This is a genomic window from Sporosarcina sp. NPDC096371, from assembly GCF_044762865.1.
GTDB lineage: Bacteria > Bacillota > Bacilli > Bacillales_A > Planococcaceae > Sporosarcina.
The window spans coordinates 552473-570126 of record NZ_JBIWFE010000001.1 but is presented as its reverse complement, the minus strand read 5'-3'; the positions used below and the strand labels follow the sequence as shown (position 1 = coordinate 570126).

The following is a 17654-nucleotide window of genomic DNA, read 5'->3' as shown; positions in this document are numbered from 1 at the left end:
ATGGGTGTGGTAAACTGAGATGTACTAATATTTAAAGTTTGCCAAGTAATAGGAGGAAAAGTAAATGTTTAAGAGTTTTAAGAAGTTTTTTGCTACTAGCTTAGTAGCAATTCTTGCTTTATCTGCCATCGTTCCCTCTGCTTCAGCCGCGGAACACCAATTTATCGATGTAAATTCAAATTATGATGAGGCGGTAAGTTTCTTATTTGAATTCGATCTAATCAAAGGGAAAACAACTACTTTGTTTGGAACAGATTTAAACCTAACTAGAGGAGATGCTGCGGTCATCTTAGCAAACGTGCTTGAACTAGATGTGGAAAGTGCACCATCCGCTGGTTTTAAAGATTTAAACTCACGTGTCAGAGGTGCAGTAAACGCACTAACTGAAGCAGAAATTGTTTCTGGAATTACGAAAGACAAGTTCGGTCCGGATATTCTGCTAAGCCGTGGGGCAATGGCCAAATTCTTGAATCTTGGGTTCGGATTAGAAGACTATGCAGAAACAACACCATTTACAGATGCAGTAGGGGTATTCACACCTCATATTGAAGCTTTATATGGCACAGGAATCACAAACGGGAAGACGCCAACTACATTTGGAACGAATGATAATATCAAACGTGGTGAGTTCGCTAACCTTCTTTACAATACCATCATGTTCTCCTTCTATTTGTATACGCCATTTGCGGAATCGGCAACCATCTTGAGTCCAACAACTTTAGAAATCAAAATGGAAGAAGTTGCACCTAAAGATTTTCCTGCTGCAGACCTTGCCGAGATGTTCTACATCGAAGCGTATTTCAAAAATGGTTCAGTAAAGGGATTAGAATTTGTTGGTAGCTCTCTATCTGCAGATCGTATCACATTGACGGTTGAACTTTCTGCCGACAGCTCTTTGGAAGGAAAAAAAGGAAAAATCGAAATCAACGGAAGAAATGAAATCGATTTTGACTTTACAACACCAGCTGTGCAACCAGTAGAAACTAAATAAAGAATGAATAAAACTCATCCTCTGATGGAACTAGGAGATGAGTTTTCTTGTTTTTGAACTCGGAAAGGAGTGCATAGGGTCAGTAAAAAGTACTCGTTAACTCCAAAAAAGCCATGGGAAGTGTTACAACTCCCTTGGCTTTCTTGATTCTTTTATATTCCAACTTTCAGTTTTTCTAATACAGTCCCCTTCGCCTCATACATTGCGCGATCAGCATGTTGGAGTAACTCTTGAAAGTTTTCTCCATCATCGGGGTAAATGGCAAATCCAAGCGAAGCACTGATAGAAGGAAATCCATCTATTGACAGTTGTAGATTCCGAACATAAACGGTCTCGTAATCTTCTGCAATGTCAGGCACGAGAATCAAGAATTCATCTCCCCCCCATCGTGCTACCCTATCATTCTTCTGAACTGTTTTTTTTAACATCACAGCAAAATGACTTAATAATTCATCGCCTGTATGATGTCCATATGTATCGTTAATTTCTTTAAATTTGTTAAGGTCTATCATGATGATCCCTAACTTTTGATTTTCTTTTTTACGAGCTTGTAAGATTTTTTGGAAATACTGCTCTACTGTACGCCGATTGTATGTATCTGTTAAAGGGTCTTTTTCAGAGAGGTATTGCATGCGATCGTACTGCCTCCCACACCATAGGGCAATCATTAAAAAGATAAATGTTATTACAAAAAAGTTTGCTTTAAAAGGTAGAGCCAAGTATTGATGATAATAAAAATATCGAAGGACATTGAATAAACACACTAAGCCAACTGCAACTATCCTACCGTGACACTTCACATCATTCACCCATTTCTATACTCACAATAGGTATTTTACACTATTAAAGAGTTACCCGCAACTTCATTTCCCCATAATGATGGTCAAAAACTCGTATTTATTACCTGGCACCGCTCGCACACATAACACCAGCATAATAGGGAAACTGGAGCACTTGACGCTTCATGTCCCGAAAAGACTGCCACCTTTTTGTGTCCTCGCAATAGGTTTCCATGTCCATTTTGTCACTGGCGTCCAGAATAGTATGTGGCCGTACACCAAACATCCGCTGATGCACTGTTCGCGCTTCCTCCTCTTTTCCCGACAAATAAAGAGCAAATCGTTTGGAGGCCATCGGAACGATAAATAGCTTGACTCTGCACATCATCAATTGATTTTCATCTCGCATTTTCGAAATAGCTTCATAATCCAATTGCGCATAGGGGATCGTAGTTGCCGGATCTTCAAGCTTCACCATTCCTTGTTGCACGGCATAATAAATGGCATGTGCCAAATAGGGTTCGTCATATGTGATGGCATCACACAATAACTCCTTCACTGCTTGTCTCACGATTCAACACCTCCCCTGTGAATTTGTTGTAGCAAGTGATTGCTGTTCCAACTGGACCATTTCTATTTTTCGCAACAATGAGCTCCATCCCATTGTCAGCGTCGTCTTTCGAGTAATACGCATCGCGGTATAAGAAAACAATGACATCCGCATCTTCCTCAATCGAACCCGACTCACGCAAGTCTGCCATCATCGGACGCTTGTCCTGTCTCTGTTCAACAGCACGACTGAGCTGCGCCAAGGTAATCACAGGACAATTGAACTCGCGTGCCATCGCTTTCAACTCTTTCGTGATGCTAGACACTTGTAAATGCATATTATGCTTGTTTTCATCGGAATGAATGAGAGTTAAGTAATCAATTAAAATGAGTGGTTTCAACCCATTCTGTTCACTCATCATCTTGCGTATTTTCATACGCATTTCTGGAACAGTTTGCCGGCTACGATCGAAAATTTGAATTTTCGTTTCACTCACCAACCCGATCACTTTTGACCAATTTTCTTTTTGATGGTCCGTTAGCATGTGGTAAGGGTCCCTCATGCGACTTCTTGAAAAACGGCCTGTTGATGCAATGAGGCGATCTCGTAAACTAGTCGCTGACATTTCAAGCGAAAAGATCATCGGTACATAGCCTTTCCAACCAGCTTGCTTCGCGATATGTAGCATCACGTCTGACTTGCCCATAGAAGGTCTTGCTGCCAGAACGATTAATTCACCGTCCTGAAAACCATTTGTCATTTCATCCAATCTATCAATGCCTGAGGGTGCACCATCTGTAATGTCTTTTTCAACAAATGGATCCTCATAGACGTCAACCAGCATAGATTGGATATCGGAATGATCACTCACTCGATGATCCGTAAGGGCTGCGAGTTCAATTGTGATCCGGTCAATCGACCAATCCTCATGCATCGAAACGTGCAACACATTTTTCTTTTCACGTTCCCGCCAAATGTCCAGCATCACGCCAACATGATCATCGAACTTATCAATATGCGCATAATTGGTTAGGTCATTGACATAATTTGCGCCGCCCAAATCTTGTGGGCTGTAAGTCGTCAGTAATGTGACCAGGTCGACTGCTTTCCCGGCGATTCGCAGTTCCATCATGGATTGGAAGATGGTGCGATTTGTTGGATCTGTGAATTGTGATGCTAGCAAATTGGATTCGACGATTAAATAATTTTCTTTTAACATCGAGCCTAGCACTGCTTGTTCTGCAATCATGCGCCTTCTCCTTTCGCAAGGTCTAACCTGAATTCCTCTACCCGCTTTTTTGGTGTATGTGGAACTTGTCCCTTAGCCGCTGCATGTTCTTGCTTGATCTGGGATACCATGTGATCCCAATTCCGCCTGATGGATGCTGGCGAGAGGACAACCGTGTGCCAAAACGCATGTTGTTGTGACCAATTCATCACATGTGTAATCTGTTCGTTTGTCCGCTTATCCCGTTCGACGATCAACCTGAAATCGTTGGACCATTTTTGGAGATTCGGTTTAGTCAAATGTGGATGATTCATTTTTATATTTTCAAAGAGTGAAAAAGCGAATTGATAAAAAATAGATGATTCGTCGTAAACGTGCTTGCGACAATTACTTTTCTTTTCATTCTTATCATTCTTGTTAGTTGTTAGCTGTCTGTTAGTCGTTTGTTGCCCGTCTGTTGATCGAACTGTTGCTGTCTCCTCACTCCCTTGATAAACGCCCCAGTTTACAATGGTTATCAGTCGATTATGGGGTGTTGATTCGTCTGTTAGAAATTCGTATTTCGCAAATCTTTTGAGAGCCGTTCGTATCTTCTGTACACTGCTCCCTTTCCCGCATTTTTGGACGAGAGAAGACAAAGAGGTTACGAATTGACCAGGACTTGCCGAAAACACCTTCCCTTTCCATTCCCATTGTTTTTCTTCGTGATTGCCCATCAGCAATAACGTGATGAGCAGTATTTTTTGCTCAGCTGTTGCCTCTGTCCAAATGGGCTTTTCTAAAAGTTTTCGATGCATTTTTATCCAACCTTGTTCCATAATAATTCCCCGCTTTCTATTCTTTTTTGATTACCCCTGCTACTTCTTAGATAGACAATTAACACGTGAAGGGATACATCAGACGTAAATTTATTTTATAAAGATTTATTGGAACGGCAAAAAACACTAGAAATCCGTCGAGGTTCAATCGATAGATTCCCAGTGTTTTTCTTAAAAACACAACATGCAAGCCGACTTTGAGGAGTCAGCTTGCATGTTTTTCGTTTGAATTATTAACAGCCACGTAAAACCATTACACCTGGAAACTTTCCGATTTCGCTTCTGCCAATTGCCCGCCGCCATTTTTGAGGTATTTCTCAATTCCCTCTGATGCACGGTACGCCAATGCTCCGATTGTTGCAGTCGGATGGTGTCCACCAAAGTGCGGAAATGCAGAACCCCCTACAACAAAGAGGTTGTCCATATCCCACATTTGCAAATAGTTATTCACTGCAGATGTTGCCGGGTCGGCCCCCATAATGACGCCTCCCGCATAGTGTCCGCCATCATAGATGTGATCGAATTCTTCCGGAATCTCATCATCATCAATTATATCCGCACCCATCTGCTCTACGATTCCCCTCGTTTTCTCGATGCCGAATTTGGCAATATTACGATCTTGGTCCGTGTATTTATTCGTAACACGCAAAAGCGGATCATTAAACTCATCGGTATACGTCGGATCTAAATCTAAATAGTTATGCCACCATGGCATGATGGCAGGGGTGTACCAGACGACCATATTTCGGTTCGAGTAGAAAATCGACTTTTCTTTAAACTCCGCGCCCCATTTTGGCGTACCTTTTGGGACATGATTTGTGGCAATGGCCGCATGACCATATTGTCTAAATTCAATCCCCCCACCATTGATGAAATCTAGATCCGTATGATCGAAATTATCACCTGCAAAATCACTTAATGCTCCGCCTAATGCGCCTGCACCCATATAAAGATTAAACTTTTTTTCATTAAAATAGCCACGAGCACCAAGGAATGTGATAGCAAATTGACCATTAAAGTTTCTGCCAATCACGCCTTTTCTTGTCTTCGGATCATACTGTTGACCTATCTTTGATAACATCAGTAGGCGATTGTTCGTAATTGAAAATGCCGCTAAGACAACCACATCAGCTGGTTGTTCATATTCAATTCCCGTTTTTGTATCAACATACAATACACCAGTAGCCTTTTTCCCGGTGTACAGGACACGTCGAACATAGGCCTCCATTCTAAATTCACACTTACCGGTTTTTTTAGCTGTTGGAATTACCGTGACCATTGGATCCGATTTCGCACCAAAATCACATCCGTACTGCGTGCAATACGAACAGAACATGCATTGATTGATCGTTTCCCCGTCTGGATTTGTATACCCCTGTGACAAGTTACCTGATGGTACTTGATAAGGATGGTAACCCAACTCTTTCGAGGCCTTTTTGAACAACGCCACAGCTGGTGATTCTAGCATCGGTGGATTGGGATAATCATTTGTACGTTCCTCACCAAAAGGATCACGTTCACCGGAAATCCCAGCTGTTTTTTCAAAACGATCATAGTATTGTTCAAACTCTTTATAAGTAATACCCCAGTCCTGTATCGTCATGCCCTCCGGAATTTTCCCTTTACCATAACGCTCTACCGTCTTACTATAAATTTCAAAATCATACGGCATAAATCGATACGTAGCCCCCGCCCAGTGGACACCGCCGCCCCCCAAATTGGTTCCTGCCATAAATTCACTTCGCGTTCGAACAGGCAGGGCGGTTTCCTCAAGCGTATTGCGGGAAGTAATCGTTTCAGGTGCCAGATTTTGCATCATTTCATAACGATCCGTAAAACGGAGCTCATCTTTCACTTCCGTGTAGTCTTCCCTTGTTCGATCTCCTCCACGTTCAAGTGCAACCACCTTATAACCTGCCTTAGACAACTCGGCTGATACAATGCCACCTGCCCATCCCGTTCCTACTACGACAACATCTACTTTGTCTAGTTTTACTGCCATATGCAACATCTCCCCTTAGTGTCCTTGGTAATTTTTTAGACTTTCAGGTTCCATGACGATAAATTCCGTTTCGCCAATCTGCCCCAAATAACCCATTCGCGGACCTGGATATTCTTTCATTCGCCAGCCCGCCATATTTTTGTTGCCGCCATAGACAGGATCTGAATAAGCCCCCTCCAGCGTTGTTTGCAATAGTAAATTGAAGAAGGTAGCCGAATCCACCCCTGACAACGCCACTTTGTTATCGTCAAACATTTGAAGAATCTCATCTTGCTGAGCCGCTTCCGCATCCACAAACCGTGCTCCAAATTTTTCTTGGGACACGCTATCCATTTTCCGAAGCCCTGTGATGAATATTTCACTTCGGTTCAAACGCGTCTGATATCTTGCGGTAGGCGTTGGGATCTGTGTATCGGCATTAGGTCCTTGCTTACTCTGATCCTCGCCTTTATCCTGAAATCCTTGAATTTGAGGGTTTAAGACAAAAGGACCTTTCATATACTCTTTCGCATTCAAGCCCCACGCCCCGGCTAATTGTTTATCAATGAAGTAAGGGACACCCAATTCGATTGCACCTGGACCGTTATCATTTTTCGGAAAAATCCGTTCTGTAGCCGCTGATAGAATATCGAAATCTTCTTTACGACTGAAGAACATCCGGGCTTCTTGTAAATTTACGACGTCCTTTGTTCCTGTAGTCGTGGCTGGCTTTTTTTGAAACTGGTTTGTCAGCAACCCTCCAAATAGCGAGCCACCCACCACACCGCCAGCGACCAATCCACTATTTTTAAGGAACTGGCGCCGGCTTAATCCTTCTTTTGTATTTGTATCAGGTGGTTTATTCGTCATTCAATTTTCCTCCCCATAGATATTGTTAAGTTGATGTTTACTTCCACTGTTACCAACTTTATCCTCGAATAAACACATTTATGGAAACAAACAAGATTGTTTACACTTTCACTAGTGAATGCTTATCACCATACAATTAAAAAGCCACCCCGCTCCGGGATGACTTTTTATTCTACTTATTTTTCAGTACATTTGGTCGGATCTATATATGTGACTTCCCATTGACCTTTCTTACGCTTTACTAACTGAGACACTAACACATCTGTGTCATTCGTTAGTTGAATAAAGATAAATCTATAGTCATCGCCATCTGTACCGATAACATCAATGGTTTTCACATAGCCATCCCTTTTTGTCGGCAATCTTTTTTTAATTAATTTACACCAATTCCCATACTCGACATCAACAACCCCTTCTCCCTGTTGGCGCCAACCGTGATAGGCAGCACACAAAAAATCCTCACCTGTCAATGTGATGGCATCTATTTTAGATAACCCATCTTCCTGTATGACCGAAATAATCCCGTAATGATATTGGAAACCAGTTGCGCCTGTCGCTGTCCCATTAATCGTTTCAAGTTCGACGAAAAATTGAATCGGTTGGACGTTATGAGGATTCTGCAACTTATATAATTTAATGAGATTGGTATGACCGACACCTTCGAAAGAAGAAAGATAGGAGGAATAAGACGTTTTCTGTTGATAGGATTTGGTGAAGAAGTTATACGCGATTGGAAATGGTATCCTTACCCAGCCTACCGTACCACATCCACCAATGAGCTGATTTGTCAGATTTTCAGCCTCTCGCAAAATGCTGAAATAATTGAGGAGCATCCCTTCTGGCGCATCCATCAAAGACGAGGAAAGCTGGATTTCATCATACGTCTTGTTAATATACGGGTCGAAAAATTGGTATCCGAATAATCGTCGATTCAGTATCGAGCGACTGGATGGACGAAAGAATTGTTCCACCTCTATCTGTGGATTGGTTTCTTTCTCTTCGTTGATTTCCCTTTGCCTCCACTGTGGCTTTTGCAATTCCGCCCCCATGATAGTCGTGGTTGTCTTTTCATCATCGCTCTTTAGAAATCGTGTACGTTTCCTAAATCTCACGCTGCGACTCCCCTTTTTTTCTATTGCTTCTAGCGTATGCAGCTGTTAAAAAAAGAGTTTTGAAGTATACATATTTCAGAGATCGGATTCAACCGGGAATCCCCCATGGCGTTCGGGCGTGGTACTGTTCATTAGGTCATGTTCATACACTTACTCAACAGTTCTAGCTAGCTAGGTGGTATTTAAATCAAGGGAGAATGGGGGAAGATAGAGATAAAACTGGAATACATTCTTCATTCCTATTAAGGTGCTTGATTTTAATAAAGTTCCGAATTGTCTTAGTACCTGACTGCAGTTTCTATTATTCTTACTAAAATTAAGACCTCTTGGTAATTTCATGTAATCATAATGTTTTCTTACATATCCCTATGTTTTTCTACTATACTATTGAGAGGCATCATGCATGCTACAAGTCTGAAAAGTAAGGGGCATGAGGAAGATTCGAATTAATTGGAAGAAACTACTTGTACTTTTCGCTACTGTCTTCTTGGTGATCCAAGTCATCGGTAGCTTCTTTTTCTATGAGCTGGCCATCAAACGAGGACCAAAAGAATTCTTGCAGAATAATGCAGATTTAGAAGTGTCAGATCAAGCCATGGAACTGTTTGTGAATGGGGATTGGATCGACTGGGTCAATGCGCAATCATTTGAACAGCTTACGTTAACATCACGAGATGGACTCCAACTGTCCGGCTACTATTTGCCAGCAGCCAAACCAACAGATAAGGTTGTCATTTTAACACATGGCTATCTAGGCAATGCCAAACAAATGGGGCTATTTGGACAGTATTATCATAACGATTTAGGGTACAACATTTTCATGCCGGATGCACGAGGACATGGAAAAAGCGCGGGGAATTATTACGGATTCGGCTGGCCCGATCGGCTCGATTTGATTGATTGGACCGAAGCTTTGGTGAAGAAGCTTGGGAAAGATACGAAAGTGGCCTATCATGGGTTATCGATGGGGGCGGCAACTGTCTTGATGGCGAGTGGAGAAGAACTTCCCCGCCAGGTCAAAGCCATCATAGCAGACAGTCCGTATGCGTCCGTCTATCAATTATTTGCCTACCAAATGAATCGAATGTTTTACTTGCCAGCCTTTCCGTTGTTAGATAGCACGAGCGGATTAACGAAAATCAGAGCAGGTTATTCATTTAGAGAAGCAAGCGCACTGAAAGCTGTGAAGAAAACGAAAGTCCCGATCCTGTATATCCACGGGGAAAGCGATACATTCGTTCCGACGAAATTGACTAAGGATTTGTATCGGCATACCGCAAGTGATGCGGAACTCTTTCTTGTCCCGAAAGCGAATCACGGTGAATCATTTGTGTTAGCCCAGGATGAATATAAGATGAAATTAGATGATTTTTTGGGTCGATACATTGACTAGGGTTGTCTAAATAACAAAAATGCGCAAAGGGCTTCCCTTGCGCATTTTTATTTACACTATTATTTCTGTTTCAATGAATATTTGACGAAACCTTCTGCAGCTGGAGCAAGGTATTCAATACCGCTTCCTTGTTGAACAAAGTCTTTCGCTTTTCCAGATGTTTCAAAAGTTACATTGGCTTTTTTGCCGAATGATGCAAACGACCAATTGCCATCCGCAGATGGATCAATTGTGCCTAGGTTCACCATGTAATCCGTAACAACTTGACGGTTTTCATAGGCATAATCGATTCTTTCCGTTGCATTTCGTACGCCCGGGAAGTTTCCACTTGCACGGTAGTTATTCGTCACAACGATAAATTGTTGTTTCGGATCAATCGCTTTTCCGTCGTATTGCAAATTCACAACTCGACTCGCTTTTTCGTTAACCGTCTCACCCGAACCGTCATATTTTGCAGGTTGTGTCACATCGAATTCGTAAGTGACGCCATCAATGACATCAAAGTTAAACGTCGGGAATCCAGTATTGATCAAATCTTGTTCTTTCGTTGAAGTTGAATCGATTTGTTTAAATTGACCCGCAGACATTTCAAGCCATTCTTTGATGTCCGCACCCGTCATGACAAGCGCGAAAATCGTATTGTCGTAGACATACAAATCCGCAACGTTTTTAATCGCGATATCGCCTTCAGCTATTTCCGTATAATAACTTGACCCCATACGACCGCCCGCTTTAAACGGTGCTCCGGCTGACAAAATAGGAAGCTTGTCATACTTCGTGTTTTTGACTTGTTGCTCCACGTACCATGTTTGTGCATTATTGACAATCTGTATAGAAGGATCATCTTGTACCAAAGCAAAGTAGCTATTGATAGGCGCTGTCGTTTTTCCAACAGGGCTACGAACATACTTAACAGTTCCTTCGTGTGCTTCTTTTACCGAATCAATCACTTTCTGAACAACTACGCCAGATTTTTTATCGATTTGGCGCACTTCACCTTTACCACTTACAACTGACCATTGTTCCCCATCTTTTTTCAAGACAAGGTCAATCACACCTAAATGGTCACCAAATTTACCCGGCATCACGATAGGCGTACCGTTGATTGTTCCTTGCGCCTGATTTACATTTGCCAGATCTTTGAAGTCCCCTGGGAATAGCGCGTGGTTATGCCCAGTAAGAACTGCATCAACGCCCTCAAGCGCTGTAATTTGATACGCTACGTTCTCTTCACCTTTTTCGTGAACTTCATTACCAGGTCCAGTGTGAGCTAACACCACGATAACGTCAGCGCCTTGCTCTTTCATTTCTGGAATAAATTTCTTAACAGAATCTGCTGCGTCTTCTGCAGTGACTTTTCCTTCAAGAAGTGTGCGGTCCCATTGCATGATTCCTGGTGTAACAACACCGATGACACCTACGTTCACCGTATGCTTAGCACCATGACCGTCGACAACTTCTTTTTCAATAATTTCGTACGGCGTATAACGGTTCTTCTTCGTGACCGCATCGTAGACGTTTGCGTTCAGCATTGGAAATGGTGAGGTAGCCAACACTTCGTCCAAATACTCTAGACCATAATTGAATTCGTGATTCCCTAGCGTAGCGCCATCAAAATCAAGTGATGAAAGTGCAGCGATAGCTGGGTGAATTTCACCTTTTTTCAGCTTGTTCACATTTACTTTATAACCAGCCAAAGGCGTCCCTTGAATCAAATCCCCATTGTCGAACAGTAGGTTGTTCGGATTCTCTTTACGAGCTTGTTCAATCAGAACAGCCGTTTTCGCAAGGCCGAGTTCATTCGACACTTTGTCTTGGTAATAATCATAGTTCACAAAGTTCGTATGTAAATCCGTTGTGCCCAAAATACGAAGTGAAACCGAATCTTTTGGAATTTCTGGGCTATATACTTTTAACATCCGCTCGATAATTTGCATCGCTTGCACGTTTGTCACAAGTTTTTGAGGTTTGACTGTACCGTCTTCAAATCCTTGTAACAGACCAAGTTCGACACTTTTTGCAAGCTCTTTCAATTCGTTTGTTTTGAACGATTTGTGATCTTTAAATTTCTTCAGTACATCAGTTGAGAATGTTTTATCCGTTTGAATGGCACGGGATGCGATGATAAATGCATGTTCACGTGTCAATTTCTGATCAGGTCTGAAATCTCCTTCTGTTGTTCCTTTGACAAGACCCGCTTTAAACGCTGCTTCCACATAAGGTGCCAATTTTTCATTAACATCCTTAAATTTCGTCGTAACGCTGTCTCCAAGCTCTAATTCAAGTGCTTCGACAACCGCAGTAATAAATTCACCGCGTGTCACATCTTGCGTCTTAGCAGCCGCGCTTGCTTGTGTTGCAAACGACAAACTACTGAATGTAACTGCAATAATAGCAACCCACATTCCAGCTTTTTTCAACAAAGACATCATTCCATCTCCTCTGCTATTCATGTTTGTTTCGTATTTTCATACGAATCAACTCTATCAATCTAGTAGAATGATAGTGCTGCATTGGTAGCATAACACGGGAATGTAAATTTTCGGTTAACAATAATGGTTATTAGACTATAATAGGTTGTAGGGACTAGTTTGGATATTCGAATGAATAAGATTTTTATCCCACTTTAAAATAGAGGACTAGGACTTATTGCGAGATATGTACGGTACGCCCAACATTTTCTCCAATTAATGTAAGACATGCTATTATAAATAATAAGATTCTGGTTCATTCACCCAAGGAGATGATAACAATGCCTACCTACAACAAACTAGTGCGAGATCGCATTCCAGAAATCATCGAAAGCACTAACAAAATATTCACGTCTCGCTTATTAACGGATGATGAATATCGAAGTGAAATAAATAAAAAAATGCACGAAGAATTAGCGGAGTATGAAGCCACTACGACAAATGGAGATGCAGTCGAAGAACTTGCAGACTTACTTGAACTGATCCATGCGGCGGCCGCCCTACATGATACAACTTTTGAAGAACTTGAAAAAACACGTATGGATAAAGCGAAGCAGCGCGGTGGATTTGATGAGCGTATTTACCTGATTGAAGTAGAAGATGACTGAAGCCAGGCATTAACAAAATTATTAAAAGCGTAATACACATTCTCATCCGTCATTCTTTCAGGTCCTTCTCTTTTAAGATAATCTAGACATGCTTTTAATTTACCGATTATATCGTAAAGAAACATGGATTCAGTGAAAGCAACACTTGAGGATACCTTACACTACGCTTTATTGTCGAAAATCGTATATAATTCTAGCAAAAGGGGGAGATTATTTATGAAATTTGAAATGACGGAAAATGGTTTTGAGACAGCGACGGCATTTGGTCAATTAACCATTTCAGGCAATGAGGAATATGGGTTTAGGCCATACCAACTTCTTGTATCTTCTGTTGCGGTCTGTAGTGGTGGAGTGTTACGAAACATTCTAGAAAAAATGCGCATGCCCGCCGACAATATAACCATTGAAGTGAAGGAAGTCCGTCGGAATGCTGAGATCGCCAACAGAGTTGAAAAAATCCATCTTCATTTTATCATCGAAGGTCAAAAAATCGATGAGCCAAAGATGGAGAAAGCCTTCGAGTTAACGATGAAGAATTGTTCGATGGTACAATCCGTCATTGATTCAATTGAAATCATTGAAACGTATGAAATTAAAGCATAGCTGTTCGTATTTAGTACCTGTGTAATGGAAATTCATGATTGTTAAATAGTCACGATCCTTTCTTGCATAGGTACTTCAACAAAGTTTTATTATCTTTATCTACGGAAAAATCCGATTCAAAAAATGACGCAATGCCTGTTTCACTGAAGAATCACTTCATGATTAGAGTGTTGCCGTTTTTTGTAAATTTTTGCGTTTAATTTTCTTATGAGAATAACCTCATCCTCATAAGAAAAACACTAAGACATTCATCTTAGTGTTTTTTGTTTGTTTAATATTTGTATAGCATCACAATAACCTCGTAACCTACACCAACAGTCCAGAACATAACCAAGTCACCACGATTAATCTGACCAGCTTCAATCGCTTCATGAAGAGCCACGAATGGGCTACTTGTGCCAGTATACGCATAGCGGTCTCCTATATATACAAGCTTTTCGGGAGAAATATTAAAGCGTTCTTCAAATTTTTTAATATTAGTAAGTCCAAATTGCGAGAAGCAGAAGCTATCTACATCTTCAATTTCCAAGTTATTTCGTTCTAATATTTTTTCAATCAGTTCATATGAGATAGGTAGAGATACTGAACCATCGAATGGTTTCCATAGAATATAATCTGCTTTCCCATCACCTCTTAGAGCATGTGACAAACCCTTTTCTGGATATAAAACATTATTAAGACCCTCTGAATGGACTTCAAACAGACCATCAATAAACCCTGTATCTTCTTCCGTTTTCTCTAAAATAATTGCGGAAGCAGCATCTCCGAAATTCGGATAAGTTAATGAATCTTCAGGATTTGCAAGTAACGAGAAGTAATCAGAACCTACAACTAATGCTTTATTAATATGCGGATTTGACAGCATGTATCGTGATACTTGTTCCACAGCGATAGTCATTCCTGCACAATTTGCATTTAAATCATACATAACTATACCCTTTTTAGCCTCTATTGCCTGATGGACAAACACAGCATTCGTTGGGAGAGTTGTTTCAGGAACTTGTGTGGAAAATACAATCATATCCATATCTTTTCCTTCTAACCCTGCTTTTTTTAGTACACGTTTAGAAGCTTCAATCGCCATTGTAATTGAATTTTCTTCAAGTCCATCTATTATGTATCGTTCTTTTCTCCCCATTATTTCTAAGAAGTGTTCGATATCCTTTCCTTGCTTTTTAAAATGTTCAATATAAAATTCATTTTTAACGATTTTTTTAGGATGATATACATCTACCGCATTTATTCTTATGTTTGTCATGGTGTTGTAATAACTCCTTTTGAATATATTAATCTATTATTTTCAAGCAAATATTATCTTACAAAGACCATAGAATAATATTAATGAAAAACAACTCTATACTTGTTGAATAAAGACAAATAAAAAAGAAGCAAGAAGCAAGAATCAATTAGGATTCTCACTTCTTTTGGTTTTATTAATAGATTTCTGCAATCTCTAAATTTGTCATCCCTGCACCTCGACCCAAACGAGCCATTTGCATTTTAATGACAGGGTTTTTCTTAATTCCAAATTCTACTTTTTTGAAACCCGATGCTTTATACATTTGGAAGCAGCTTTCAAGAGCGGGTATCATCTCTGGTGTTACAATGTCCATATCTCCGCAATCCAATTTTAAAGTAAATTCATCAGCCTTAATTGACCCAACTTTACTTTGGTAATCTTTAATAAACGCCTCTGCTTTTGCTTGGGAAAAGCGACCAACAATCCTCACATCAATTGTTTTCGTTGCAATGCTTACGTTCATTGTGTAAGATCCTTCTGTTGCCATAGTGCAAAACACTTCCTTTTCTTTTATGTAATAAGGAGTTATATATCCCTATGATACGTATTAATTATACATAAAAGTATTACTTTTGTCACAAACTAAAAAATACAACTTTAGCACTCCACCGGACTCAGATCATTTAATTTCGCCTTCATTCGCTTGTGATTGTAATACTCAAGATATTCTTCTAATTCCTTTTCAAAATGCGCCCTGCTCTCAAACTTTTGTAAATAAAGCCGTTCTGATTTTAATAACTCAACTTTGGCATCGAATAAATTTGCGTTATTGGTTGCTTAGCTTGGCTTTAGTCCCAATACTATATATATCGACAGTTTTAGAAAATAATAAAGACACCTCATTCTTTTGGGATAGTGAGATTATCGAGAAATCACTACCACATAGAAGAGGTGCCTACTATACGACAAACCAAAATCGTATTGATAATCAACTACCTAAATAACTTTACTTTGTTTTTTCAGGGCTAGAGCTTATTAAACACTTGCGTAAAGCTGGCATTCAAATAGATATATACAGGTCCTCCCCATCTACTTACACACCCCTTACCGCTCCTTCATCTCAATACTCATGCTTATCAGTTCTTCACGGTCAATCATCCGAACATGATTACGTTTAGCCAATGTCTGCGCTTGCTTTGTATATGTACTGTTGGTGATAACCCATGCAGCAGTTGCATCGTACATCCTCATAGATGGAATCACTTCCTGCACAGCTTTAACCCCAACCGTTTGCTTATAACGTTTCGCTTGAACAACAATGACATCTTTTTCTTTTTTTAATATCAAATCCGCCCCATAGTCACCAGTAGTAGGCGTGTATATTACTTTGTAACCTCGACTTACAAAAAGCGTACCGACATACTCCTCGAACTGTCTACCAGTCATCTTGTCGATATCATATATTCCCGATTGTTGCATTCGTTTCTTAAAACGCTGTGATCGCCAAATGCTAAATGAAAGTACAATTCCAATACCAATTCCCGCTACGATTCCTGCCCCTTTAAGCGTTCCAGTCAAATACCATCCCGCGATTCCAGCAACGAGTATTAATAGACTAATCATCTCATCTAATTGTTTTTGTTCTTTTTTTGTACGATTGCGCAATTGAACTTCCCTCCTTTTCATTGAGTCTAATTACCTACAATGAACCATTGTATCAAATTTACCATAAAGAAAAGTCGAATCGTATCAATTCAGGTGTCTACTTCTAATTAAACTCCTAATTACGTTAGTATTTGATACTTCTTATCCCCTCATTATTGAAGAATAGAAAAAACATGATCCCCTCTGACTGAGGATCATGCTTTTTCTTTGTATTGCCAAATCTACTTCACTTGCACCCTAAGCAATTTATTCACCTTCAAAAATACAAGCACCGTAAAAACCACCGTTATCGAGCCGATTGCTGCGGCAATACCAATATTGCCGATAATTACTGCATATAAAAGAAAACAGATGCCCCTACTGTTAAATCATACGAAACTTTAAAGACATCCCCAACTTTCACTTGTTTGGGAGTATAACCACCTCCCGTTTCAGCATTAAAAAGTTCTTTCAACAATTCATTCGGGACGAAAAAATAGTTTCTTTTATAAAAAAGGTTTAATCACATCCAATCCGGGTATACAAAGAATACAAGGCGGAACTACCGGAGGGATAAAGTTGTAGACGAGCTACCTACAATGACTTCCAACGATGAACTGCACAGCCTTGGCGGAAAATTTGCTTTGCTGGCGATGGGTACACTTTTCAAGGATTGAGTAAGTAAGTATTACTAGTTAAGCGTGAACCAAGTAGTAGAATGAAAGTTTTTTGTTGAAGTGCAAATGGATAACTGACTACGACGAAGAAAATCACGTCTATTCTCTTGTGGCATTCAAAAACCAGTCAGCCCAATCAAACTGCAAAGATCGGCATTTCAATAATCGCCAGGAAGAACAGTTTGTGTAATTGAAAAAAACATCAAATTTTCCGAGTGCGCATCCCTGTTAGAAGGGATAGAAAAAGCATGGTCCCCGGGGGCCATGTTTTTTCATGTTTAATCGAAAACGTGTATTTCATTTAGCAAATCCTTCAACTTTTCCAAACTGAATCTACTTTTTTTAAACCTAAAGCACCGAATGAACTTTTCATTTCGGGAAATGCTACGACTCTAAGGAGGCGTAAACATGTCGAAAAACAATAAAATTCTAGTCCCCGAAGCACGCGAAGGGTTAAACCAACTAAAAGCAGATGTCATGAAAGCGCAAGGATACAAGGTTGATACTGTAGATCCAGGCAACGTCAAATACGAAATTGCGGACGAGCTCGGCATTCCGTTGACGAAAGGCTATAACGGAAAACTCACATCGGAACAAGCTGGGAAAATCGGTGGCCCGATTGGAGGAAGTATGGTTAAAGAAATGGTACGGATGGCGCAAGAACAAATAGCCAAAAAATAAAGTATCTT

17 protein-coding genes and 1 pseudogene are annotated in these 17654 nt (G+C 40.4%); 5 read left to right on the top strand and 13 right to left on the bottom strand.

Features of this window, described 5'->3' with window-relative positions:
- Positions 1-64: 64 nt before the first annotated feature.
- Positions 65-991 carry an S-layer homology domain-containing protein gene (locus ACIQ0H_RS02665; protein ID WP_403410513.1) on the top strand — a complete coding sequence of 309 codons (927 nt, stop codon included), beginning with the start codon at positions 65-67 and terminating at the stop codon, positions 989-991.
- Positions 992-1143: 152 nt separating this feature from the next.
- Here the strand turns inward: ACIQ0H_RS02665 and ACIQ0H_RS02660 are convergent, their stop codons facing one another.
- The 7 genes from ACIQ0H_RS02660 to ACIQ0H_RS02630 all read right to left on the bottom strand — a co-directional run bounded on the left by ACIQ0H_RS02660 (position 1144) and on the right by ACIQ0H_RS02630 (position 8329).
- Positions 1144-1800, bottom strand: coding sequence for a GGDEF domain-containing protein (locus tag ACIQ0H_RS02660; protein WP_403410510.1), 657 nt, complete (start codon positions 1798-1800; stop codon positions 1144-1146).
- 91 nt (positions 1801-1891) lie between these two features.
- Positions 1892-2341, bottom strand: coding sequence for a hypothetical protein (locus ACIQ0H_RS02655; protein WP_403410509.1), 450 nt, complete (start codon positions 2339-2341; stop codon positions 1892-1894).
- Positions 2310-3569, bottom strand: coding sequence for a replicative DNA helicase (locus tag ACIQ0H_RS02650; RefSeq protein ID WP_403410507.1), 1260 nt, complete (start codon positions 3567-3569; stop codon positions 2310-2312). Before ACIQ0H_RS02650 ends, ACIQ0H_RS02655 begins: the two co-directional genes overlap by 32 nt.
- Positions 3566-4366 (bottom strand): hypothetical protein, encoded by an 801-nt coding sequence (locus ACIQ0H_RS02645; protein ID WP_403410505.1) that lies wholly within the window; start codon positions 4364-4366, stop codon positions 3566-3568. Before ACIQ0H_RS02645 ends, ACIQ0H_RS02650 begins: the two co-directional genes overlap by 4 nt.
- 253 nt (positions 4367-4619) lie before the next feature.
- The gene (locus ACIQ0H_RS02640; protein WP_403410503.1) at positions 4620-6368 is read right to left on the bottom strand and encodes a GMC family oxidoreductase; all 1749 of its coding nucleotides are present in this window, start codon (positions 6366-6368) and stop codon (positions 4620-4622) included.
- 15 nt (positions 6369-6383) lie between these two features.
- The gene (locus ACIQ0H_RS02635; RefSeq protein WP_403410500.1) at positions 6384-7217 is read right to left on the bottom strand and encodes a gluconate 2-dehydrogenase subunit 3 family protein; all 834 of its coding nucleotides are present in this window, start codon (positions 7215-7217) and stop codon (positions 6384-6386) included.
- A gap of 176 nt (positions 7218-7393) precedes the next feature.
- Positions 7394-8329, bottom strand: a complete 936-nt coding sequence (locus tag ACIQ0H_RS02630) for a hypothetical protein (RefSeq protein WP_403410497.1) — start codon at positions 8327-8329, stop codon at positions 7394-7396.
- A gap of 430 nt (positions 8330-8759) precedes the next feature.
- Here ACIQ0H_RS02630 and ACIQ0H_RS02625 point away from each other — a divergent pair, with 430 nt between their 5' ends.
- Positions 8760-9722, top strand: coding sequence for an alpha/beta hydrolase (locus ACIQ0H_RS02625; protein ID WP_403410494.1), 963 nt, complete (start codon positions 8760-8762; stop codon positions 9720-9722).
- 59 nt (positions 9723-9781) lie between these two features.
- Here ACIQ0H_RS02625 and ACIQ0H_RS02620 read toward each other — a convergent pair whose 3' ends face one another.
- Positions 9782-12151 (bottom strand): bifunctional 2',3'-cyclic-nucleotide 2'-phosphodiesterase/3'-nucleotidase, encoded by a 2370-nt coding sequence (locus tag ACIQ0H_RS02620; RefSeq protein WP_403410492.1) that lies wholly within the window; start codon positions 12149-12151, stop codon positions 9782-9784.
- 323 nt (positions 12152-12474) lie between these two features.
- Here ACIQ0H_RS02620 and ACIQ0H_RS02615 point away from each other — a divergent pair, with 323 nt between their 5' ends.
- Entirely contained in the window at positions 12475-12801 is a 327-nt protein-coding gene (locus tag ACIQ0H_RS02615) for a pyrophosphohydrolase domain-containing protein (protein WP_403410489.1), read from the top strand.
- A 216-nt stretch (positions 12802-13017) separates the two neighbouring features.
- The gene (locus ACIQ0H_RS02610; protein WP_403410486.1) at positions 13018-13404 is read left to right on the top strand and encodes an OsmC family protein; all 387 of its coding nucleotides are present in this window, start codon (positions 13018-13020) and stop codon (positions 13402-13404) included.
- Between the two features lie 271 nt (positions 13405-13675).
- Here the strand turns inward: ACIQ0H_RS02610 and ACIQ0H_RS02605 are convergent, their stop codons facing one another.
- The 5 genes and pseudogenes from ACIQ0H_RS02605 to ACIQ0H_RS02585 form a co-directional block, all read right to left on the bottom strand.
- A complete protein-coding gene (locus tag ACIQ0H_RS02605; RefSeq protein ID WP_403410483.1) occupies positions 13676-14662 on the bottom strand; it encodes a ketoacyl-ACP synthase III in 987 nt (328 codons plus the stop codon).
- Between the two features lie 175 nt (positions 14663-14837).
- Positions 14838-15191: a hypothetical protein gene (locus ACIQ0H_RS02600; RefSeq protein ID WP_403410480.1), complete on the bottom strand. Its 354-nt coding sequence runs from the start codon at positions 15189-15191 to the stop codon at positions 14838-14840.
- A gap of 110 nt (positions 15192-15301) precedes the next feature.
- A pseudogene (locus ACIQ0H_RS02595) lies at positions 15302-15442 on the bottom strand (IS3 family transposase); the annotation flags it as partial.
- A gap of 306 nt (positions 15443-15748) precedes the next feature.
- A complete protein-coding gene (locus ACIQ0H_RS02590; protein WP_403410477.1) occupies positions 15749-16309 on the bottom strand; it encodes a restriction endonuclease in 561 nt (186 codons plus the stop codon).
- Between the two features lie 328 nt (positions 16310-16637).
- Complete coding sequence (locus tag ACIQ0H_RS02585; RefSeq protein ID WP_403410474.1) at positions 16638-16766, bottom strand: hypothetical protein; 129 nt, start codon at positions 16764-16766, stop codon at positions 16638-16640.
- A gap of 607 nt (positions 16767-17373) precedes the next feature.
- Between ACIQ0H_RS02585 and ACIQ0H_RS02580 the strand changes: the two genes are divergently transcribed.
- Entirely contained in the window at positions 17374-17646 is a 273-nt protein-coding gene (locus tag ACIQ0H_RS02580; RefSeq protein ID WP_403410471.1) for an alpha/beta-type small acid-soluble spore protein, read from the top strand.
- Positions 17647-17654: the final 8 nt, after the last annotated feature.

Coding starts and splice junctions, on each gene's coding strand:
- ACIQ0H_RS02665 (WP_403410513.1), top strand. CDS start 65: ATGTTTAAGAGTTTTAAGAAGTTTTTTGCTACTAGCTTAGTAGCAATT.
- ACIQ0H_RS02650 (WP_403410507.1), bottom strand. CDS start 3,569: ATGATTGCAGAACAAGCAGTGCTAGGCTCGATGTTAAAAGAAAATTAT.
- ACIQ0H_RS02645 (WP_403410505.1), bottom strand. CDS start 4,366: ATGGAACAAGGTTGGATAAAAATGCATCGAAAACTTTTAGAAAAGCCC.
- ACIQ0H_RS02640 (WP_403410503.1), bottom strand. CDS start 6,368: ATGGCAGTAAAACTAGACAAAGTAGATGTTGTCGTAGTAGGAACGGGA.
- ACIQ0H_RS02635 (WP_403410500.1), bottom strand. CDS start 7,217: ATGACGAATAAACCACCTGATACAAATACAAAAGAAGGATTAAGCCGG.
- ACIQ0H_RS02625 (WP_403410494.1), top strand. CDS start 8,760: ATGAGGAAGATTCGAATTAATTGGAAGAAACTACTTGTACTTTTCGCT.
- ACIQ0H_RS02620 (WP_403410492.1), bottom strand. CDS start 12,151: ATGTCTTTGTTGAAAAAAGCTGGAATGTGGGTTGCTATTATTGCAGTT.
- ACIQ0H_RS02615 (WP_403410489.1), top strand. CDS start 12,475: ATGCCTACCTACAACAAACTAGTGCGAGATCGCATTCCAGAAATCATC.
- ACIQ0H_RS02610 (WP_403410486.1), top strand. CDS start 13,018: ATGAAATTTGAAATGACGGAAAATGGTTTTGAGACAGCGACGGCATTT.
- ACIQ0H_RS02605 (WP_403410483.1), bottom strand. CDS start 14,662: ATGACAAACATAAGAATAAATGCGGTAGATGTATATCATCCTAAAAAA.
- ACIQ0H_RS02600 (WP_403410480.1), bottom strand. CDS start 15,191: ATGGCAACAGAAGGATCTTACACAATGAACGTAAGCATTGCAACGAAA.
- ACIQ0H_RS02580 (WP_403410471.1), top strand. CDS start 17,374: ATGTCGAAAAACAATAAAATTCTAGTCCCCGAAGCACGCGAAGGGTTA.